This window comes from uncultured Pontibacter sp. (assembly GCF_947492645.1).
Taxonomy (GTDB): domain Bacteria; phylum Bacteroidota; class Bacteroidia; order Cytophagales; family Hymenobacteraceae; genus Pontibacter.
The window spans coordinates 240,910-261,098 of sequence record NZ_CANLMZ010000003.1 but is presented as its reverse complement, the minus strand read 5'-3'; the positions used below and the strand labels follow the sequence as shown (position 1 = coordinate 261,098).

General features: G+C 45.8%; 15 protein-coding genes and 1 other RNA gene. 8 read left to right on the top strand and 8 right to left on the bottom strand.

The window, feature by feature from the left end:
• Window positions 1–86 precede the first annotated feature (86 nt).
• Complete coding sequence (locus Q1A23_RS03960; protein ID WP_299819763.1) at window positions 87–1,247, top strand: hypothetical protein; 1,161 nt, start codon at window positions 87–89, stop codon at window positions 1,245–1,247.
• 24 nt (window positions 1,248–1,271) lie between these two features.
• Here the strand turns inward: Q1A23_RS03960 and cfa are convergent, their stop codons facing one another.
• Window positions 1,272–2,393: a cyclopropane fatty acyl phospholipid synthase gene (gene cfa / locus Q1A23_RS03955; protein ID WP_299819761.1), complete on the bottom strand. Its 1,122-nt coding sequence runs from the start codon at window positions 2,391–2,393 to the stop codon at window positions 1,272–1,274.
• Between the two features lie 429 nt (window positions 2,394–2,822).
• Here cfa and Q1A23_RS03950 point away from each other — a divergent pair, with 429 nt between their 5' ends.
• The gene (locus Q1A23_RS03950; RefSeq protein ID WP_299819759.1) at window positions 2,823–3,353 is read left to right on the top strand and encodes a hypothetical protein; all 531 of its coding nucleotides are present in this window, start codon (window positions 2,823–2,825) and stop codon (window positions 3,351–3,353) included.
• Between the two features lie 74 nt (window positions 3,354–3,427).
• Here the strand turns inward: Q1A23_RS03950 and Q1A23_RS03945 are convergent, their stop codons facing one another.
• The 4 genes from Q1A23_RS03945 to Q1A23_RS03930 all read right to left on the bottom strand — a co-directional run bounded on the left by Q1A23_RS03945 (window position 3,428) and on the right by Q1A23_RS03930 (window position 9,247).
• On the bottom strand, window positions 3,428–4,450 hold the full coding sequence (locus tag Q1A23_RS03945; RefSeq protein ID WP_299819757.1) for a DUF3667 domain-containing protein: 1,023 nt from the start codon (window positions 4,448–4,450) through the stop codon (window positions 3,428–3,430).
• Window positions 4,451–4,694: 244 nt separating this feature from the next.
• Entirely contained in the window at window positions 4,695–6,344 is a 1,650-nt protein-coding gene (locus tag Q1A23_RS03940) for a catalase (protein WP_363322024.1), read from the bottom strand.
• 187 nt (window positions 6,345–6,531) lie between these two features.
• Complete coding sequence (locus Q1A23_RS03935) at window positions 6,532–7,887, bottom strand: ATP-binding protein (RefSeq protein WP_299819755.1); 1,356 nt, start codon at window positions 7,885–7,887, stop codon at window positions 6,532–6,534.
• Window positions 7,877–9,247, bottom strand: a complete 1,371-nt coding sequence (locus tag Q1A23_RS03930; RefSeq protein WP_299819753.1) for a sigma-54 dependent transcriptional regulator — start codon at window positions 9,245–9,247, stop codon at window positions 7,877–7,879. Before Q1A23_RS03930 ends, Q1A23_RS03935 begins: the two co-directional genes overlap by 11 nt.
• Window positions 9,248–9,599: 352 nt before the next feature.
• Between Q1A23_RS03930 and Q1A23_RS03925 the strand changes: the two genes are divergently transcribed.
• The 6 genes from Q1A23_RS03925 (at window position 9,600) to Q1A23_RS03900 (ending at window position 17,149) form a co-directional block, all read left to right on the top strand.
• The gene (locus Q1A23_RS03925; RefSeq protein ID WP_299819750.1) at window positions 9,600–11,966 is read left to right on the top strand and encodes an ABC transporter permease; all 2,367 of its coding nucleotides are present in this window, start codon (window positions 9,600–9,602) and stop codon (window positions 11,964–11,966) included.
• Between the two features lie 21 nt (window positions 11,967–11,987).
• Complete coding sequence (locus tag Q1A23_RS03920; protein WP_299819747.1) at window positions 11,988–13,373, top strand: S41 family peptidase; 1,386 nt, start codon at window positions 11,988–11,990, stop codon at window positions 13,371–13,373.
• A gap of 26 nt (window positions 13,374–13,399) precedes the next feature.
• Window positions 13,400–14,812, top strand: coding sequence for a DUF4932 domain-containing protein (locus Q1A23_RS03915; RefSeq protein ID WP_299819744.1), 1,413 nt, complete (start codon window positions 13,400–13,402; stop codon window positions 14,810–14,812).
• Window positions 14,813–14,942: 130 nt separating this feature from the next.
• Window positions 14,943–15,312: a transfer-messenger RNA gene (gene ssrA, locus Q1A23_RS03910) on the top strand.
• 452 nt (window positions 15,313–15,764) lie between these two features.
• The gene (locus Q1A23_RS03905; RefSeq protein ID WP_299819742.1) at window positions 15,765–16,025 is read left to right on the top strand and encodes a hypothetical protein; all 261 of its coding nucleotides are present in this window, start codon (window positions 15,765–15,767) and stop codon (window positions 16,023–16,025) included.
• A 617-nt stretch (window positions 16,026–16,642) separates the two neighbouring features.
• Complete coding sequence (locus Q1A23_RS03900; protein ID WP_299819739.1) at window positions 16,643–17,149, top strand: phosphoheptose isomerase; 507 nt, start codon at window positions 16,643–16,645, stop codon at window positions 17,147–17,149.
• Between the two features lie 75 nt (window positions 17,150–17,224).
• Here Q1A23_RS03900 and Q1A23_RS03895 read toward each other — a convergent pair whose 3' ends face one another.
• From Q1A23_RS03895 to Q1A23_RS03885, 3 genes are read right to left on the bottom strand one after another with little or no spacing between them, the layout of a single operon-like run.
• A complete protein-coding gene (locus Q1A23_RS03895; protein WP_299819736.1) occupies window positions 17,225–18,523 on the bottom strand; it encodes a TRAP transporter large permease in 1,299 nt (432 codons plus the stop codon).
• 58 nt (window positions 18,524–18,581) lie between these two features.
• Window positions 18,582–19,076: a TRAP transporter small permease gene (locus Q1A23_RS03890; protein WP_299819733.1), complete on the bottom strand. Its 495-nt coding sequence runs from the start codon at window positions 19,074–19,076 to the stop codon at window positions 18,582–18,584.
• 20 nt (window positions 19,077–19,096) lie between these two features.
• A complete protein-coding gene (locus Q1A23_RS03885) occupies window positions 19,097–20,110 on the bottom strand; it encodes a TRAP transporter substrate-binding protein (protein WP_299819732.1) in 1,014 nt (337 codons plus the stop codon).
• Window positions 20,111–20,189: the final 79 nt, after the last annotated feature.

The following is a 20,189-nucleotide window of genomic DNA, read 5'->3' as shown; positions in this document are numbered from 1 at the left end:
GTTGCAGCACGCACAAAAGAAAAGAAGCCGGTAAGTGCAGCAAAAAAAGTATACTTGTAGTCTTATTTACAAAAACCTGCTATCCCTTGAAAGCATTACCTGCTTACTTGCTGCAAAACCGTAACATGCTACTCTCCAGGCGTAATTGTTTGCTTGTGCTGGGCCTCTCTTTTTTGCTGGTCCAGGTGCTTTTGCACTATAAGTTTGGCGTGAAGATAATGTACGACTCTACCCGTTACATCTGGTTTGCCAAAGAGCTGGAGGCAGGGGTATGGCCAGGCGGATATGTAAATTGGTACGCGGCTTACTGTGTGGTTATTTTTTTAGCCCATGTTTCAGGCACAGGTTATGCAGCCGTTGTGCTGCTGCAGGTAATTGTGGCTTTTGCTGCCCTTTACTGTCTGTTTCAGGCTGTTTTTGAGCTAAGTGGAAGCCTGGCACGTGCTTTTGTTATCGCATTTTTGTTTGGTACAAGTTACCAGGTGCAGCTATGGAACACCTACATCCTGACAGAGTCGCTTTTTATAAGCTGCATCCTGATTTTTGCATACCTGCTCTACAAAAGCAACGCTAAAAAATTATTGTTGCTGGCGGTGCTGCCCTTGCTGGTTTTTACGGTGTTGCTCCGGCCGAATGGCTTTTTATTGGCTGGCTCGCTTGTGCTTTACTTTATAGTGTATGCCTGGCACACAAATAAGTATGTAGCCAAGTTGTTGATAGGGGCTACGGGGGTGGCTGCAGTAGGCCTTTTGTTTTTCCTTAATTCCAATATTGCTGCCTTCGTGGAGTTTTTTAAACTGTCGTACTTAAACGGAGAGATAATATGCGGGTACAATGGCCTTACAATCAGCCCGGATAATAATCTGACGTATGAGGACGACAACTACACGCTAAGTGTGGTGTATGAGCTGATAAGTGCAGATGTTTTATACTTTTTCAGGCTGGCGCTGGCAAAATTCTTTTTTCTGTTTTCTGATGTCCGGCCGTATTATACGCTCAGCCACAACTTATACATTGTCGGCTTCCTGGCAGTAGTTTATACTTTGATGTTCAGGAATGTGTGGGGCTTTATCCAAAAGCAGCCTGCCCTTTTCGTTTTTCTAGGCAGTTTTATTTTGCTGAATGCAGGTTTGATCATGATAACGTATACGGATTGGGATGGCCGTTTTCTGGCTCCGCTAATTGGGCCTATGCTTCTGATTGCCGGTGGCGTAGATAAAGGTAAGCTGAAGCCTGCAGGTAACTAAAAGTATAAAATGCTTAAACCGACTTTACCTTACAGCTTCGTAACCCCCTACAATTCCTTTTTTAGATAGCACAAGTTGCCATAATTGGTTGTTGCGCGCCCTGAAAGAGCCGGCGCTGGAAAGCAGGTAGTACTTCCACATCCGGTAAAAGCGCATGCTGTATTCGCCTTCAAGTTGCTCCCAGTTACAGTCGAAGTTACGGAACCAAGCCATTAGGGTAGGGTCGTAGTATGGGCCGAAATTGTGCCAGTCTTCTACCTTAAAAATATGCTCCATAGCAGCACCTGTTTGTTTAATGGAGGGTATCAGGCAATTCGGGAAAATGTACGTATCCGTAAATGGGTCTGCGGAAGTTTTGGAGAAATTGTGGCCTATGGTGTGCAGCAAAAAAAGGCCATCATCTTTTAAGCAGCGTGCAGCAGTTTGCATAAAAGTTCTGTGGTTGCGGTAGCCTACATGCTCCACCATCCCCACCGACACCACATGGTCGAACTGCTCGTTCACATCGCGGTAATCCTGTAGCCTTATCTCTATGGGCAAGTCTGCGCACAACTCCTGGGCAAGTGCCGCCTGCTCTTTAGATACTGTTACCCCAACCACTTCTGCGCCATACTTTTGGGCGGCATACTTGGCAAAACTGCCCCAGCCGCAGCCAATATCGAGTACACGCTGGCCCGGCTGTAAGTATAATTTGCGGCAGATCAGGTCTAGCTTGTTTTCCTGGGCCTGGTCCAGGTTGTCTGCCTGTTGCCAGTAGGCGCAGCTGTATACCAAGCGCTTGTCCAGCATCAGTTGGTACAGTTTATTGCCGATGTCGTAGTGGCGTTGGGCATTACGGGCAGCTTTACCTTTAGGCTGCATGTTCAGCAACTTAGCCAGCAGCACCTGCAGCACCGATCTCCAGCCTAATTTTGCCTGCTTATACAAATCAGCCCGCAGCACCTTAAACACAAACTGGTCTATACTTTCGCAATCCCACCAGCCATCCATGTAAGACTCGCCCAGGCCCAAAGTACCCTCAGAAAGTATGCGCTTGTAAAAGCGGTTGTCGTGCACCTGCAAATCCCATGGGCGGGGCCCGTTAATATTAACATCGGCTGTGGCTAATATATCAGTTACCTGTTGTTGTAGCTTTGGTGCGCTCATGGTCGTTTTGCTAAGTATAAGCTCTTGCTATATAGTTGTTTATACTTTTAATGTATGAACGGCACTACAGGGTAATGGTTAATGTTTATTTCTTTGCGTTCGTGCAGCTATATTTTATAATTGCTTATGCTTGGAGGGTTTATACTTTCGCCACGAGCCTTACGTAGGAGGCAAGTTATCTGAAACTGCTTAGGCAGGTTTGATGTGCAAAGGACTTGGACCGTAGCTGTGAAAAGCTGACTTTATACTTGCTTTACCTGCTGGCCATTTGCTATAAGAATAAAGCGGGTAAAGGAATAAAAGTGTATTAGATTTTAATAATTTAATATTTAGATGTTAAATTGCTATGTCTAAATTATATTGATAACAGCCATGTAGCTAAAGTATAAGCACTTTGCATTTATTTGTCTGTTTTTGTTTACCCGAGCCATGAAAATACTTAAGCCCTTTGCTATTGCTGTTTTGTTTACCCTACTGCTAACCCCTGTTTTTGGGCAAAGCGCCTATAAAGGATACCCGCTCCTGAAAGCCAATTCAAGCAAAGTAAGTATGCGCATAGGCAGCACGCTCATAAATGGCCTCTGGACAATAAAACCGGAATATAAAACCAACACCCTGCAAATACAGGTAACAGGGCAGAGCGAAAAAGTTACCTTCTATACCGATATAGATTCGGCCGCTTACCAGATACGACCTGCAAAATCAGAGCAGTTTTATGTGCTGCTAAACAAAGAGTATTACGTGTTTACCGAGGTGAAAGGATTTAAGCAAGATGCCCCGGCAGCTGCTCAGAGCACAAAAAAGCTACTGGACATAGACAAGCCGCGCAGCAAAGTGTTCGGCTCGCTCTGGGAGAGGCACCATGTAGGAGATGTAGTAAACGATATCAATACGTATGCTGATAAGGCGTCTAGTGCCGTCAGCTGGGCAAAAGACAAACTTCTGGGCTCAGACCAATAAGCTCAGTTTATACTTTAAATCTTCTGAAAAGCCCTTCCGGGCAGTTGCTATTCGGTGCTACTTTTTGTAGTGCCTTACATCGTGTAAAGCGTGGCAATAACCACAATCACACCGCTAAGGAGCATCAGGATACTATAAGCAAAACCTAGCAGGAAAAACTTGTAAACAGTACGCCAGCGCGTGCTCCTGTAAATGTTTCGCATTGATCGGTAGATGTACCAAAGTATAATCACAAAGCCGATAAACTGTATCCAGCCCGATATGAACGGCAGAATCCACTTTAATACAATAAGTATAGAACCGAACAGGAAAAGGAACGAATGCACATGTATCGAGTAAATCAGGTGTTCTGCGTAAAACTTTTTAGACCTGCGGTGAACCAGCTTCAGGATTAAAGCAAACAGGGGCAGCAAGATAAACATCATTTTAGGCAGGTGGCTTACCAGCTTATTTTTGAAAAGCTCGCTGCTCAGGTCATCGTCCAACACTTGCCTGAATTTAGCCTGTAACGAGTTTGTTACGGGATTATCGCCCCCAATATTGATAGAGTATTTGTCTTTGTCTGCTTTAGCTGTATTTGCTGCAGGTGTGGCGGGCACAATTGCAGCGTTTTGGCTGCCAGCGCTATCTGTAATTACCTGCGCATTGTTAAGTATAGTATAAGTATAGTCTCCTGCCTTAGGAGATATGGAGTTACTTACCTCCGTTCTTATCTCTTCAGCCTCTTCCTGGGTTAACGCCTCTTTTGACGCAGCATTTTCCTCTATAATATCTTTTTTGTTGCTGTTGGAGTTAGCCGTAAAAAGGAAGAAGAACAGGATGCTGATAAAAATGTACATGCTGATCGGGTTAAGATGCGAGGCACGTTTGCCAGCAAAATACTCCTTGGTCAGGAAGCCGGGCTTTGTGAAAAGCGGCACGATGCTGTTAAAAAACTTTGACTCGAAGTGGAAATAGTGGCCCACACTATGCAGCACCAGGTGCACGAAATCCTCATGCAGTTCCAGGTTCTCCTGTCCGCAGCTCGGGCAAAATTTATCAGTAACGGTTGTGCCGCAATTAAGACAGCTTTTATCAGATCGGTAATGCTTTTTCATAAAGGGCTTTAGCCTAACGCAGCTCCAAAATAAGCATTTCCGTAGTTATTTATTTCATAATCAAAGTAAATAATTGAATAAGCCTATATAGTTTGTTGTTATCAGTATAAATGCTGCCATTTACAGTAATCTAATAGGCTATTTTGATTGCATGGAATCGGCATTAAAAGTATAAAAAGCAACAAGGGCAGCTGCTAACAGCAACTGCCCTTGTTGTAGTAAGTATAAAAATTACTGATTTACGTTAATATGGCTTTGCAGAATGCGATTCGCTCTGTGCCTGTTCCACACCTTCTTCGCCGGTAATATTGCCTGATGGGCCATCGGTACCCGCAATTTTTTCGTGCTTCATTTTCATCAGCTCTTTGGTTGCACGCTCTATGCTCTCTTTTACACGACGCCCGTAGTCCTCATCGGCTTGGGTAAAATGGCTCAGCATCTTCTCCTGGATGCGCGGGTCGCATTTTGCCAGGTCGTTGCCCAGGTTATTTATCAGTTCGTCGCGCTCCCAGTCCTCAAAGTTGCGGTAGGTTTCGCCGGCTTGCTTAAACGGATTGGCACGCTCTATTGCCTGGCGTACCAGGTTTGCCTCGTAGCGCGGCATATAATCTTTGCCTGGCTTCGGAGACTCTTCCAGGCCGCCAAGTATAGATGGCTCGTAGTTTACATGGATGTTCTGACCTTCAGCAAAATCGGTGTTGAAAGCCATCTGGCCGCCACGCTGGTTGGTTGCCACATGCGTTTTAGGCGCGTTGATCGGCAACTGCAGGTAGTTGGCGCCTACGCGGTAGCGTTGCGTATCAGAGTAGGAGAATGTACGGCCCTGTAGCATCTTGTCATCCGAGAAATCAAGTCCATCCACCAGCACACCAGTACCAAAGGCCGATAATTCTACCTCGTTAAAGTAATCCACAGGGTTACGGTTCAGGGTCATCTTACCAACCGGGTACCACGGGAATTGCTCCTTAGGCCATAGCTTCGTATCATCCAGCGGGTCAAAGTCCAGTTCCGGGTGGTCATCATCGCTCATGATCTGCACATTAAGTTCCCACTCCGGAAAGTCGCCGCGCTCAATGGCTTCATACAGGTCCTGGGTGGCGTGGTTAAAGTTTTTGCCCTGTATTTCCTGCGCTTCTTTCTGGGTAAGGTTTCGGATGCCCTGCTTCATTGGCTCCCAATGGTATTTCACCAGCACAGCCTCTCCGTCGGCGTTTACCCACTTGTAGGTGTTTACACCGGAGCCCTGCATCTGGCGGTAATTGGCAGGTATGCCCCACGGCGAGTACAGGAACGTGATCATGTGCGTAGCTTCCGGCGTGCCCGAGAAGAAATCGAAAATACGTTCGGCGCTTTGTATGTTTGTTACCGGGTCCGGCTTCTGTGAGTGGATCAGGTCCGGAAACTTCATGGCATCGCGGATGAAGAAGATTTTCAGGTTATTGCCTACAAGGTCCCAGTTACCGTCTTCGGTATAAAACTTAACGGCAAAGCCACGCGGGTCGCGCAGGGTTTCCGGTGAGTGCGTGCCATGGCCTACCGTAGAAAAACGCACAAACGTTGGCGTCTCTTTACCTTTCTTAAAAACTTTGGCTCTGGTATACTTTTCTATAGGGTCGTTGCCTACCATGCCATATGCCTGAAACACACCATGTGCACCGGCTCCACGGGCATGCACCACGCGCTCCGGCACACGCTCCCTGTCGAAGTGCGATATTTTTTCAATGAAGTGGTAGTTCTCCATAGTGGCCGGGCCACGGTTTCCTACTGTTCTGATGTTTTGGTTGTCGGTGACAGGGTGTCCCTGACGGGTGGTTAGCAGGCTGCCTTTGCCGTTTTCTTTGCCCTTTTGGCCATTGCCGGAGTTGGCAGTTCGGTACTTCTTGTTTTCGTTCATATCGCGATACCGGTTGATGATTGATAAGTTGACTATACCGGTATACTCTATCTTAATAAGTTATGTTTATAGATTTTGTCTATATCTAACTTTGGATAATCTATAATTATAAAGATAAATTTAAGTTTAAGTTGGGTGTGTTGTGTTTGTGAGGTTAACAAAACGAAAGTGCTGCAGTATCAGCGAATTAAAAAACCAGTTTGAATGTACTGCCTGCACCTACCTCGCTTTCTACTTGTATACTACCCTTGTGCAGATGCATGATATGTTTAGATAAGCTCAAGCCAATGCCGGAGCCATCTTTATGCGATGTGAAGAAAGGTATAAATATGTTTTCCAGCAGTTCTTCCGGAATGCCGGTGCCGTTGTCGTGCAGCTCCAGGGTTACCTTACCGTCCTGTAGTTTGGCTATGAGTATAATTTGGGGATTCGGGTTTTCCCGGACGGCACGTTGCGCATTCGTGATTAGGTTGATAAGTACTTGTTCCAGCAGGTTTACATCGCCGGTTATAGTTAAATCCGGAGATGATGTTTTGCAGATGAACGCTATTCCTTGTTCCTCTAGCCGCGGTCGCATCAGGGCTTCTATACTTTTAAAAAGCTCCTGCACGTAAATAGTGGTTAGGTTTAGCTGCTGCGACTTGTTCAGGTTGCGGTAAAACTGCGTGAACCGAAGCAGTCCTTCGCTGCGCTTTTTAATAATCCCGATTCCTTCTTCGGTGTCTTCCAACAGCTCCAGATCAACAGGCGTTTCCGGCTCAGAAGTATAGCGTTCGCGTTCCTGGTGCAGGTGCTTGCCAAGTGTATCGGCCAGCGAGGCAATGGGAGCTACCGAGTTCATAATCTCATGCGTCATCACGCGGAGCAGCTTTTGCCAGGCTTCGGTTTCGGTGGCATCCACGGTGGCGCTCACATTTTTTAAAGCGATCAGCAGCAGGTCGCGGTGTTGCATGCTAAAGGCTGTGGCTGTAACCAGCAACTGCGACTGGCCAGCAGGCAGCTTTAGCTTTACAAGTACACTTTCTCCTGATTTTATACTTTGCAGCGACTCGGGCAGGGTGGGGTAGCGGGTTTGCAGGCTGTTTATACTTTTGAGGTAAGGCACACCCAGCATTTTCTTAAAGGCATCGTTTACCCACTCCACTTCGCCGGTTTCAATATCCACAGCCATAATGCCGGTATCTACCAACTGCAGTATGGTTTGCATGTACTGGAACTGTGCTTCGCGCTCTATGTGCAGTTGCTTGAAGGTATCGTTGATCAGGTTAAAGGCGTGGTGCAGCTGCTGTACCGATGAGTTTGAGTTCTCGTTGAAGCGCTGTGAGAAGTCGCGTTGCTTTACGGCCTCCAGAAACTTTGCCAGCTCGTTGTTGCTTCGGGTTACGTAACGCGCCATTTCCCATACTTGTGCCAGCATGATGAGTATACCTGACGTTACCTGCAGCCAGGTGTACTGCACCAGGTACTCCAGCGTGATATACATCATGGCCAGTAAAAGTATAAACCGGACAAATAGCCCGAGCTCCAGTCGCTTAGATATCATACTTGTTCAGGCGGCGGTAAAGGGCGGTGCGGGTAAGGCCTAGTTCTTTGGCTGCTTTAGAAATATTGCCTTTGTTTTTCTCGATCACGCGGCGTATGGTTTCACGCTCTATCTCGCTTAGCGGCATGCTTGTGTCTGCGGCAAAGGCAGGTATGGCTTGTGCAGCGGGTGGTATTTCCATAGCCGAAAAACTGAAATCCTGTGGTTGCAGCACATTGCCTTCTGCCAATATAATGGCACGTTCTACGGCATGCTGCAGTTCGCGCACGTTGCCTGGCCAGCTGTGTTGGTTAAGCTTTTGCAAAGTGGCAGGCGCAAGTTCAGGTACGGGTTTATGGTTTTTCTGGGCGTAGACAGCAGCAAAATGCCTTGCCAGCAGTTCTATATCGCCGAAGCGCTGGCGTAGTGGGGGCAGCGTAATTTCTACCGTATTGATGCGATAAATAAGGTCTTTACGGAACAGGTTTTTGGCTGCCAGTTCGTAAATAGGTTCGTTTGTAGCCGATATCAATCTTATATCTACCGGTACAGGAGTGTTAGAGCCTAGTGGCGTTACCTGCCTGTTTTGTAGCACCGTTAGCAGCTTAGCCTGCATGGCCGGCGAAATATTGCCGATTTCGTCTAAAAACAAGGTGCCACCCTGCGCAGCCTCAAAGCGGCCTTTGCGGTCTTCTTTGGCATCGGTAAAAGCTCCTTTTTTATACCCGAACAGCTCACTTTCAAACAACGAGTCGGTGAGGGCGGCTACATCTATACTTACAAAAGGCTTGCCGGCCCTAAAGGATTTTTCGTGCAGGGCGCGGGCCACCAGTTCTTTGCCTGTTCCATTCTCGCCAAGTATAAGCACGTTTGCTTCGGTGGGGGCAATTTTCTCTATTTTATAAAGTATATCCTGCAAGGCATCGGAGGTACCAAGTATAGCAGTATGCCCGGCTGTTGTTGCAATTGCTTTTTTGCCGGTTTTTTGTGCTTTTGCCTGCAGCGCGTTGTGCAGCGTTTCCAGTAATTTGTCGTTGTGCCAGGGCTTTACTATAAAGTCGTAGGCGCCTTGTTTTAAGGATTTTACAGCCAACTCAACATCACCGTAAGCCGTGATAAGTATAACGGTGGCATCTTTGTCTTTGTCCAGAATCTGGCGCAGCCAGTACAGGCCTTCGTTGCCGGTGTTCAGGGCGCTTTTAAAGTTCATGTCCAGCAGAATGGCATCAAACTTCTCCCTCGACAGCAGACTTAAAAGGTTGTCCGGGTTCTTTTCCGTAACCACTTCCTTTACTTCAGTTTTGAGCAGCATTTTCAGCGCGAATAGCACATCGGTTTCGTCGTCAACTACTAAAACTCTGCCGGTTTTTCCTGTGGCCATAGTACAAGCAATTCTGGTTCTGATACCCGAATGTAAATAATTTATCTGGAGTTTTATACTTGTTCTAAGCGCTGCGCTATACTTCTGGTCTGCGGTTGCTGCTTTAAAATTGCTACAGTACAATTTGGCTGTTCCAGCAGGTGTAAATCCTGTAACGCTACCGCACAGTTGTTCTCTTAAAATGTGTATCAGAAGCGTACAGTCTTAAAATTGTATTTGCCGCAATTGTTTGATAATTAATGGTTTTTAAAATTGGCACTTTAATTTCTAGGGTACTTATATAGCTGGTTGGTTATACTTGCTTCTGTTCAAAAATAAGATTTTATACCCGTGCCGATAAATTTCCAAGACTATGATTAAGAACTACTTCAAAATGGCTTACCGCAACCTGATGCGCCACAAGATCTTTTCCCTGATCAACGTGTCGGGGCTGGCGCTGGGAATGACGTGCAGTATACTTATACTATTGTGGGTGCGGGACGAGTTGAGCTTCGACCGCTTTCACGAAGACACCGGCAACCTGTACCGGTTAATGGAAGTGCAGAGTTACCCCGGCTCTGATAACCTGACAACTAGTGCTACACCAGGGCCGCTGGCCGAAGCGCTGGAGAAAGACTTTCCGGAGATTAAGCACGCAGAGCGTAGCTCTACCTGGGAGTGGAAAAAGCTGTTGACGCACGAGGATAAGGCGCTGAAAGTGGGTGGCCGCTATACCGATGCTGCTTTCTTCGAAATGTTCTCTTTCCCGTTGTTGCACGGCGATGCAAAGCAGGTGCTGGCAAATCCTAACTCCATAGTTATCTCTGAAAAAGTAGCCGAGCAATTCTTTGGTTCTGCTGCCGATGCGGTTGGTAAGGTATTTAAGGTAGATAACACGGACAGCTACAAAGTAACCGGTGTAATGAAAGATGCACCAAAAAACTCATCGATGCAGTTTGATTGGGTGCTGCCCCTGCAGGATTTGATTAACCATCCGGATGGCCATTGGCTTAAGACCTGGGATAACAATGGCATCCGCACGTTTGTGCAACTGCAACCGGGTACTGATCTTGCCACCTTCAATGTAAAAATTAAAGACCACGTAAAAAAGTACAGCAAAGACACGAACATAGAACTGTTTCTGCAGCCGGTTGGCGATATGTACCTGTACGACGAGTTTAAAGGGGGCAAAGTAGGCAGCGGAAGAATTGAAACAGTACGTTTGTTCTCGGTTATAGCCATTTTTATACTTGTAATTGCCTGTATCAACTTCATGAACCTGGCTACGGCGCGCTCTGCCAAACGTGCCAAGGAAGTAGGGGTGCGCAAGGCCATCGGGGCAAATAAATCGTCGCTTATCAAGCAGTTTATGGTAGAGTCGGTTTTAGTGGCCTTTCTGGCGTTGTTTGTATCGCTTAACCTGACGGGTGTGTTGTTGCCGCACTTTAACGAACTGACAGGTAAGTTTATAGAGTTTGATTTGAGTGATCCCTGGTTGCTGGCAATGTTGCTGGGTGTGGCCTTGGTTACAGGTATACTTTCAGGCAGCTACCCGGCTTTCTTTCTGTCGTCTTTCAATCCGGTGGTGGTGCTGAAAGGTACAGGCAAAGTGAGCAAGCGCATATCTGTTTTCAGAAAAGGGTTGGTGGTGTTCCAGTTTATACTTTCCGGCTTGCTCATCATCAGCACGCTGGTAGTATACCTGCAGTTACATCACATCCGAAATAAAAACATAGGCCTGAACCGCGAAAACGTGCTGTACATGCCCCTGGAAGGTGATCTTAAAAAGAAATATGAGGTACTGAAGCGCGACCTGCTTAACACGCCCGGAATTCTCGCTTTATCGGCATCAGACCAAAACCCACTTGATATAGGCAACTCTACGGGTGATGTAAAATGGAAAGGCAAGGATCCTAACGCAAATGTGTTGTTCGGGATGATGACCGTGGATTACAAGTATACTGAAACCATGGGCATACAGATGAAAGAAGGCCGCGACTTTTCAGAGGATTTTGGTACTGATACCTCTGCCTTTATCATAAACGAAGAAGCTGCCCGCCTGATGCAACTACAGGATCCTGTCGGCCAGCCTATACAGATCTGGAACATCAAAGGCCACATCATCGGGGTAACAAACGACTTCCATTCACGCTCCATGCACAGCACCATGCAGCCGCTTATTCTGCGCCTTCAGGAGACAAACCAAAATGCACTTTATGCCCGTGTTGCGCCAGGTAAAATGGCTGATGTGCTGGCCGCAGTAGAGCAAATCGTGAGAAAACATAACCCGGCTTTCCCCTTTGAATATCACTTCCTGGACGAGGACTTTGAGCGAATGTATAAGAGCGAAGCCGTGCTGGGCCAACTAACCAAATACTTTGCCGGTATTGCCATCTTTATCTCCTGCCTGGGCTTGTTTGGGCTGGCGTTGTTTACCGCAGAGCAGCGCACAAAAGAAATTGGCATCCGCAAAGTGCTGGGGGCATCGGTGGCAAGTATAGTGTACATGCTTTCTAAAGACTTCCTGAAGCTGGTGCTGATTGCCAACCTGATAGCGTTGCCCCTGGGCTGGTACTTTATGAGCGGTTGGCTCGAAAACTATGTAGAGCGCACTAACCTGAGCTGGTGGATATTTGCTTCGGCTTTTATAGTTACGTTCATCATTACCCTGATCACGCTAAGCTTCCATGCAGTTAAAACGGCAGTAGCTAACCCAGTAACATCCCTCAGGACAGAATAAATACAAGTATAAAATAAAACTATGAAAAAGCTATTTTTACCATTGTTGCTGCTGCTGGCCGTTGCCGCGAATGCCCAAATTCCTAACACTATTTCTGCTGCCGACAAAGTATACGGCTTGTCTAAATTCTGGCAGGAAGTAAACTACAACTTTGTGTATTTAGATAAAGTGGACCGTGCCAAATGGGAAAACGACTATCGCCAAGCAATCACGAAAGTACAGCACACACAGAACGACTACGAGTATTACCGCGAGTTGCAGAAACTTTGCGCTTCGCTGGCCGATGGGCACACCAACATTTACATGCCTAAAAGTATAGACTCTCTGCTGTACAACGATATGTTTGGCAAGTATAGAATTTACCTGACCAATATCGATAACAAGGCCATTATTACCCGAACCAACCTAAGTATAAAAGATGAGGTGCCGGTAGGGAGCGAGATTATAGAAGTAAACGGCCAGCCAACAGCAGATTACCTTAAAAAGCAGGTGATGCCTTACATTGCCTCGTCTACGGATTATGTGCTGATGGACAGAGCCGTAAGTACAATGCTGAAAGGCTTGAAAGGAGAGAAGTATACTATAAAGTATAGAACCCCGAAAGGCAAGCTAAAAGAGCTGACGCTTACACACGCTAAAACCACCGAGCAGGAAGTATACCCGGCTTTAGAGCAGCGGGAGCTGTTGGAGCTGAAGTGGTACCCGAACCAAACGGCTTACCTGGCGCTTAACGGCTTCCACGACCCTAAGATAAACGAAATGTTCCTGGAGAAATTACCGGAGCTGCGTAAGGCAAAATCGCTGATCGTGGACCTGCGCAATAATGGCGGAGGCTCTACAGGAATAGGTGTGCAGATACTGAGTTACCTGAGCCCGGATACGCTACTGTACGGCTCTAAAAACGCTACACGCAAGCATTTGGCAAGCTTTAAGGCCTGGGGTGTGTTTACTGAGCCTAAAGATACTGCTAACGATGTGTGGGCTGCAACATCACTTAAGGCTTACCAGGATAAGCTTACCCACACATTCGATTACAGCCCTGCCAGAAATGAAGTGAGCCGGCACGAGAAGCTGGTGGTGCCAACTGCCATACTTATCGGTCATAAAACTGCCTCAGCTGCAGAAGATTTCCTGATTTACGCTGATAACCAGAAACACATGACAAAGATTGGCGAGAACTCTTTTGGTAGTACCGGCCAGCCTTTTATGTTTGATTTGCCTGGGGGCGGAAACGCGCGCATCTGCACCAAAAAAGATACTTACCCGGATGGACGCGAGTTTGTGGGCTACGGTGTAAAACCTGATGTTGAAGTGAAAATGACGCTGCAGGATTACATCCAGAAAAAAGACCCTGTGCTGGACCGCGCCCTGAAGCACCTTAAAGAACAGAAACTAGCCGCTAAATAGAAACTCTAAACATAAAATAAAACAGAATGAAAAGCTTGCAAAAGTACACGTTGGCGTTGCTGCTGGCTGGTGGCGCATCAGTAGGGTATGCGCAGAAAGTAAAAGAGCTGCCAAGTATAAAATCGAATGTAGAAAGCATTACTTACGTCCTGAACGATACCGACAGAAACCCCGGCTGGAAAATAGCACCAGAACAAAAACCCGACAGGCTGCAGGTGGAGTGTAAGCAGAGGGTAAACAAAGTAGCCTTCGTGACTGACGTAGATTCGATTACCTTCAAGGTAAAGCTGGGCGATACCATTCGGTTTTATGTGCAGCAAACTGGCAAAGAAAAAGCGCTGACAGAGATTGTAGGCGTGCCCAAAAACGCGAACTTTACAAAGCGGTATATCCGTGAGCACCAGGGCAAGTTTAGCGTAGAGGTGCCGGAAGTGCATGAGCTGGCAAACATACTAGTGGCTATCTCTAAAGTAGGGCAACAAGACTCCAACATGGTAGATATGACAACGCCCTACTATAAAGAAGTAATGGCTCATTTCTCGCCTTACAAAGATCACCCGGTGATGGAGGTGGTAAACAAGCACATCGTTAAACCATTTGATAACGAGAGCTACTGGTACTACTATGCCATGAAAATGAATGCTTGCGCCTACGTATTCGATAAAAAGGGCAACATCAAAAATGAGGGCATTATCCGTAAAATGGGTTTTGATAACCAGGATGACCCAATTGTTGCCAACCTGACGCTGATTGAAGATTTTGCCAGGAAATCTGGGTTCAGAGAGTTTTACAGGCAGCACCAGCCATACTACAACGATCTGATTAAGACCTACCATACGTTAAACCCAATTAACCACCAGCAAGAATGGCTGGAAGATAAGTTTAAATTTAAGTATGGCAATTACCGTGTTACTTTCTCGCCGCTTATCGGGGGAGCGCATTCCACTATGAGCTACAAGGACAAGGGGTTTGAGCAGACTGTTATGTATGTGCGACGCGCCGACCTGAATCCGAAGTATAACCAGCAGGTAAACGAGATGCGTAACTCGCGCGTGGTGTTTACCGAGATCGACCATAATTTTGTGAACCCAACGTCGGATAAATATCTGCATCAGATAAACGAAGCTTTTGCAGACAGAGCAAAATGGGTAGCAGAAAGTACCGGGACCAGCGCCTATGCATCGCCCTACAATGTGTTTAACGAATACATGACCTGGAGCATCTACTCACTTTACTGCCTAGATAAATTCTCAGCAGAAGACAACGCTATCTTTATTCCTATTATGGAGCACCAGATGGGGCAGCTCAGGGGCTTTGTAAGGTTCGGTGCCTTTAACCAGAAACTGCTCTCGCTGTACAAAGCTAACCCTAAGATAAGTATGGACGAATTGTATACTACCATGCTGGATTGGAGTAGGAATATGCAGACGAAACGTTAAATTATTGAAACCTGCTACGCTATTTAAGTGTTATTAATCTGATAAGCGGATGGAAGTGTGCTGCAAATTTTATACATTTGTGGCATACTTCTTGAAGTATAAATACTAAGAATTCGTTCTTTTACTTAATGGGGATGACCGGAATTGACAGCTTGTGCAGATTGCGTGTAAGCATGTCGGGTGATGAACGTACCACCTGTTAAAAATCCGTTCGAACAATAACTGGCGAATATAACTACGCCATGGCTGCTTAATCTAGGTATTAAGCACTAGCCATAGTCTCGTGCAGGTTTCGTGAATCTGCTTGCACATCAGAGGCTTCGATCCGATTTACTAGTCTGTGTAAAGGTGTGGTGCATAGGCGAAATTAAGCATCTAAGGAGTGCGCATTAGTTTGGTTTATACTAGCAAGCTCCCGACAATCCGAATAAACCTAAACATGTAGAAGGCACGACGGTTTCCTTGTCTGGACCAGGGTTCGAATCCCTGCATCTCCACAACACCCCAAAAAAAGGGCTTTTACGATGCGTAGAAGCCCTTTTTTATTTACCAGGTTAAACATTGGTCAAGCGCCTGCTTTACTGTACATGCTACCCTTTGCCTGCTACTTTCTAAAATGAATTATGTTAGTAGGTTTCTGTACCTTTTGCACTAACAATCTATTTGCCTGGTGATATTGTAAAATATCCCTTTGTGTCTGCCTTGGGGCTATTGTTAGCCGCTCAGTAAATTACAATTTGTTATGGGTCCTGCGCTCAGATTTATACTGGTAATAGTATCTTATGTAGTAATTTAATTACACTAATATGGGCTTATCTAAGCTATAAATTGTGTTGTATTATATTTATATACAAAAATATATAAAATAAGTATTATTTAATGCAACCTTTGTATTGAAGATTAGTTATAGGATATATAATATAATTTATATAAAACTATATAGCTAACCCTTATGAAGCCCTTTAAAAATCTTGTATTATTACTGCTTGTTGCAATCCTTTTATTCCCTTTTGCTTCTTCTGCGCATACTGCTGACGGAGAAGTAGTGAACAAGTATAACAGCGCTGCTGCTACATCTAAAGCAGGCGTATTCACATTTTTGAAAAAAAGTAGCAAAGATGACTACTACAAAGTAGTTGAAAAGAAAAGGAGGCTTGCTAAATCACATCGCCGTGCCCTGCTTCGCAAAGCTAAGAAGTCTAAGTATAATTAATCTTAAGCCTTTGCCTGCTGTGCTAAACAGAGTGAAGTAAAACATACTTTGCTGCTTAGCCCCAGTAAAAAGTACGTACACCGCATGTCTTAACAGCCGCAGCGGGAGAATAGTAGTTTATTCTCCCGCTGCGGCTGTTTTGCATCTGAATCAATACTTAACTTAGATAGTAGTTGCGGTGCTTCTGGCATATCTAATTCTTACAACTGACCTGAAAGCCCGGTTGGTGTTTGCCTCAACAGTTTATACTTGTAAGGCTTTTTTGCTTATTATCCAGGGCACAAACAGAAGACTGCGATAGGGCACTTAGACGAAGCTTCCTCAGTTGATCGTTTCTGCATGTTATGGCGCTGTGGCATATTCGTAAAATAAGCATGGATATTTTATATCAGTTGATTAATTTTGTAGTAACTTAATCTTTTAAGAGCAAGTACTACTTTAACTTAAGCGCCTGTTAAATTTTTGCTTAAGAAGGCAAGATGAGTTAGTTCAGATGTTGGTAACGCTATACATACGTACAGTAGTGGCCGTTTCTGAAACCCGCATTTACAGCTCAGAAGATAAATATTAAACACGCTTAAGCACTAGCATATACATTACCCTTAAACACCCTTACTATGATGAGTTTAGTAGAAGATAAGCAAACGCTTTTTAGCGAAGTTGAGAAAGAACTTGCCAACTTAGGTTTTAAAATTGAGAAGAAGGATTTAAGCAGGCCCTGGGGTGGCTTTTTTGTGATAGAAGAAGAGCAGGCCCCAAGATTTGCTGAAACATACTTTAACCAAATGCCTGTTGAGGATTTGAAGATCGCAGGTAAACTGAGTCCCAAAATACTAATTGTGGCTCCAGACAAAAGACTGTCCTGGCAATACCACCACCGCCGTGCCGAGATTTGGAAGGTGCTTAAGGGCGAAGTAGGCGTTGTAACCAGCGACACCGACGAAGAAGGCGAGCTTCAAAAGCTTGCTCCGGAAGCCCTGATCACCCTGAAGCAGGGCGAGCGTCACCGTTTGGTTGGATTAAGCGAATGGGGCGTTTTAGCGGAGATATGGCGCCATACTGATGCTGACAAGCCCTCTGACGAAGAAGACATTGTGCGCGTGCAGGATGACTTTGGTAGATAAGAACTCTAAAACTGTATCATAAATAAAAAGAGCCTCTGCAAAGAGGCTCTTTTTATTTATGATGTGTGAAAAATATTACAAACCAAATATTCCTGGCAACCATAGGCTAAGAGCAGGTATATAGGTAACAAGCAGCAAGGCAACCACCATAGCGATGAACAGCGGCACTAGCGGCTTTATTACTTTGCTTATACTTATGTTAGCCACCCCACAACCCACAAACAACACAGAGCCTACCGGCGGAGTGCATAAACCAATGCAGAGGTTAAGCACCATCATAATACCAAAATGAACAGGGTCTACTCCTAATGCTGTAACTACTGGCAAGAAAATAGGAGTGAAAATAAGTACTGCAGGCGTCATATCCATAAAGATACCCACGAACAGCAGGATGAGGTTAATGATAATGAGCACTACAATTTTGTTGTCGCTGATGGATAACAAAGCCTCACTCACGCCCTGTGGTATATTCTCAAAAGACATTACCCACGACATTCCCATTGATGTACCGATCAGGATCATTACAATGGAGGTGGTGATTACAGTCTGAATTAATATCTCGGGTAAATTTGCAAGTTTGATCTGGCGGTATACTACTATCGAAAGTATAAAAGTATAAAACACAGCAATGGCCGATGCTTCTGTTGCCGTAAAAATCCCGGCTATAATACCTCCAATCACTACTACTAACAGCAGCAGGCTAGGCAAAGCATCAAAAAACTTCTTGATCACTTCTTTTATAGACGTTCTGTCGCCTACAGGGTAGCCTTGCTTGTAAGCAATAAAGCCTGCAACCAGCATCAAAGAAAGCCCTAAAAGGATACCAGGTACATAGCCCGCCACAAACAAAGCTGCAATAGATACGCCGCCGCTGGCAAGGGAGTAAACAATAAGAATGTTGCTGGGAGGAATGATCATGCCGGTTGTGGCAGAAGTGATGTTTACCGCAGCACTAAATGGCCTGGAGTAACCCTCTTTTACCATGCGCGGACTCATAATACCGCCAATGGCAGATGCTGCTGCTACTGCAGAGCCAGAGATAGCCCCGAAAAGCATACAGGCAATAATATTTACGTAGGCTAAGCCCCCTGGCAAGGTGCCCACAAGCGCCTTTGCAAAATCAATTAGCCTGGAGGCAATGCCGCCCCGGTTCATAAACTGGCCGGCAAGTATAAAGAACGGGATCGCCAGCAGCGCAAAGCTATCCAGGCTTGTGGCCATGCGCTGTGCCATAGTTGTAAAGGCGGCATCAGGGGCAATGCTCACCAGCATCGTCAGCAAAGCGGAAACACCAATCGAGAAGGCGATGGGGACGCCTAGTATGAGCAGCACTACAAAGCTGAGAACCAGCACAATTACTTCAAGAAACTCCATAAGTTAAAGGTTAGTCGTATTCGGGATCAGTATGTTGTTAGCTTGTTTTGATGGTTGGTTAATAGGCCTCTTTGCTTTCCTCTATAACGGGGTCTGGCTTACTGAACAGGTTGGCGATGCTGTAGTACACGATCAGAATTCCGCTGAGCGGAATTGCAGCATAGATGTAGCCAAGGGGTACATTTAAGGCAGCAGAAGTTTGCTCCAGGGTAAGCGTAATGTAAACCAGCTTTAACCCACCCCATACCATGGCAAAAAAAGCAAACAAGGCCACGATAACATTTATCAGGATGTTAAGCCGTGCCTGTTTTGCACCTTCCAGTTTTGACGGAAGTATATCGATGGCCAGGTGCAGCCGCTTACTGGCTACATAGCTTGCACCTAACAATCCTACCCAAATCAGCAGAAAGCGGGCAAGTTCATCGGTATAGGAGCTCGGGGATTTAAGGACATACCTGGAGGCTACCTGCCACAGTACATTAAGCACCATCGCAGACATAAGTATAACCAGCAGGATGTATAAGGCTTTATCAATAGTATTTCTAAGCTTCATAAACGGGTTGTTAAGGATAATTACTTTTTGCTTAGCTGGCTACCTGTGTTCTTGATGCGCTGGATCAGAGAGTAAACCTCCGGCTCGCTTTTGTAGCTTTCGTAAAGTGGCTCAACAAGCTTTGCAAAAGGCTCTTTATCTGGAGTGGTTACAATTACACCAGCTTTTTTGATCTCTGCCAATGCATGTTGTTCGGCCTCCTGCCACAATTCGCGCTGCACTACCGCCGACTCGTCCACGGCTTCCTGTAGCCACTTCTGCTCCTGCGGGTTCAGGCTTTCCCATACTTTGCTGCTGATAAGCAGAATGTCAGGAACCATGGTATGCTCGTTTAGAGAATAGTATTTGGATACTTCGTAGTGGTGCGACAGGTAAAAGCTTGGTGTGTTGTTCTCTGCACCATCAACAACGCCTTGCTGTAGGGCTGTGTAAAGCTCTCCCCATGATGTTGGCGTAGCGGCTCCGCCAAAGCTCTTTACCATGCCAATGGCAGTAGGGCTCGCCTGCACCCGAATTTTAAGTCCCTTTAAATCTTTTGGTTCGTTAATCTGCCTGTTGGTCGTATAAAAGCTTCTGCTGCCGGCATCGTAGTAGCAAAGGCCGCGAAGCCAGTATTTCTCTCCTTCGGTAAGTAATTGTGCGCCAACTTCGCCTTCCAGTACATTGTAGTAGTGTGCTTTGTCCTTAAAAATGTATGGCAAGCTAAGCACCTTAAAGTTAGGGGAGAAACTCTCCATGACAGCTGCGGATACTTTGGTCATTCCCAGGCTACCGATCTGCAACAGCTCCACGCATTCGCGTTCGCTACCCAACTGGGCGTTTGGGTAAATGTCTACCACAAGCTTGCCAGCTGATTTTTGTTCTACTCTTTTAGCAAGCTCCACCATGGCCAGGTGCACGGGGTGCGTTGTTTCGAGGGCGTGGCCTAGCTTAATTTCTTTGGTATCGGATATTTGCTGGCATGATTGCATAGAGAGTATAACTGCAAATGCTGTCAGGCCTAAGAGTGCTTTTTTAAATTTGGTAGCAAACATGAGCTTACTGAGTTAAGGTTAGTTGCACGCTTTTGGCAGAGCATGCCTTAGGTTTAGTCGTATAGTTGTGCCTGTAAAG

What these genes read in the sequence shown, in the direction of transcription:
- Q1A23_RS03940 (WP_363322024.1), bottom strand. Translation starts at nt 6,344, where the DNA reads ATGAACGAAAACAAGAAGTACCGAACTGCCAACTCCGGCAATGGCCAA.
- Q1A23_RS03895 (WP_299819736.1), bottom strand. Translation starts at nt 18,523, where the DNA reads ATGGAGTTTCTTGAAGTAATTGTGCTGGTTCTCAGCTTTGTAGTGCTG.
- Q1A23_RS03890 (WP_299819733.1), bottom strand. Translation starts at nt 19,076, where the DNA reads ATGAAGCTTAGAAATACTATTGATAAAGCCTTATACATCCTGCTGGTT.
- Q1A23_RS03935 (WP_299819755.1), bottom strand. Translation starts at nt 7,887, where the DNA reads ATGATATCTAAGCGACTGGAGCTCGGGCTATTTGTCCGGTTTATACTT.
- Q1A23_RS03930 (WP_299819753.1), bottom strand. Translation starts at nt 9,247, where the DNA reads ATGGCCACAGGAAAAACCGGCAGAGTTTTAGTAGTTGACGACGAAACC.
- cfa (WP_299819761.1), bottom strand. Translation starts at nt 2,393, where the DNA reads ATGAGCGCACCAAAGCTACAACAACAGGTAACTGATATATTAGCCACA.
- Q1A23_RS03945 (WP_299819757.1), bottom strand. Translation starts at nt 4,450, where the DNA reads ATGAAAAAGCATTACCGATCTGATAAAAGCTGTCTTAATTGCGGCACA.
- Q1A23_RS03900 (WP_299819739.1), top strand. Translation starts at nt 16,643, where the DNA reads ATGATGAGTTTAGTAGAAGATAAGCAAACGCTTTTTAGCGAAGTTGAG.
- Q1A23_RS03905 (WP_299819742.1), top strand. Translation starts at nt 15,765, where the DNA reads ATGAAGCCCTTTAAAAATCTTGTATTATTACTGCTTGTTGCAATCCTT.
- Q1A23_RS03950 (WP_299819759.1), top strand. Translation starts at nt 2,823, where the DNA reads ATGAAAATACTTAAGCCCTTTGCTATTGCTGTTTTGTTTACCCTACTG.
- Q1A23_RS03920 (WP_299819747.1), top strand. Translation starts at nt 11,988, where the DNA reads ATGAAAAAGCTATTTTTACCATTGTTGCTGCTGCTGGCCGTTGCCGCG.
- Q1A23_RS03925 (WP_299819750.1), top strand. Translation starts at nt 9,600, where the DNA reads ATGATTAAGAACTACTTCAAAATGGCTTACCGCAACCTGATGCGCCAC.
- Q1A23_RS03885 (WP_299819732.1), bottom strand. Translation starts at nt 20,110, where the DNA reads ATGTTTGCTACCAAATTTAAAAAAGCACTCTTAGGCCTGACAGCATTT.
- Q1A23_RS03915 (WP_299819744.1), top strand. Translation starts at nt 13,400, where the DNA reads ATGAAAAGCTTGCAAAAGTACACGTTGGCGTTGCTGCTGGCTGGTGGC.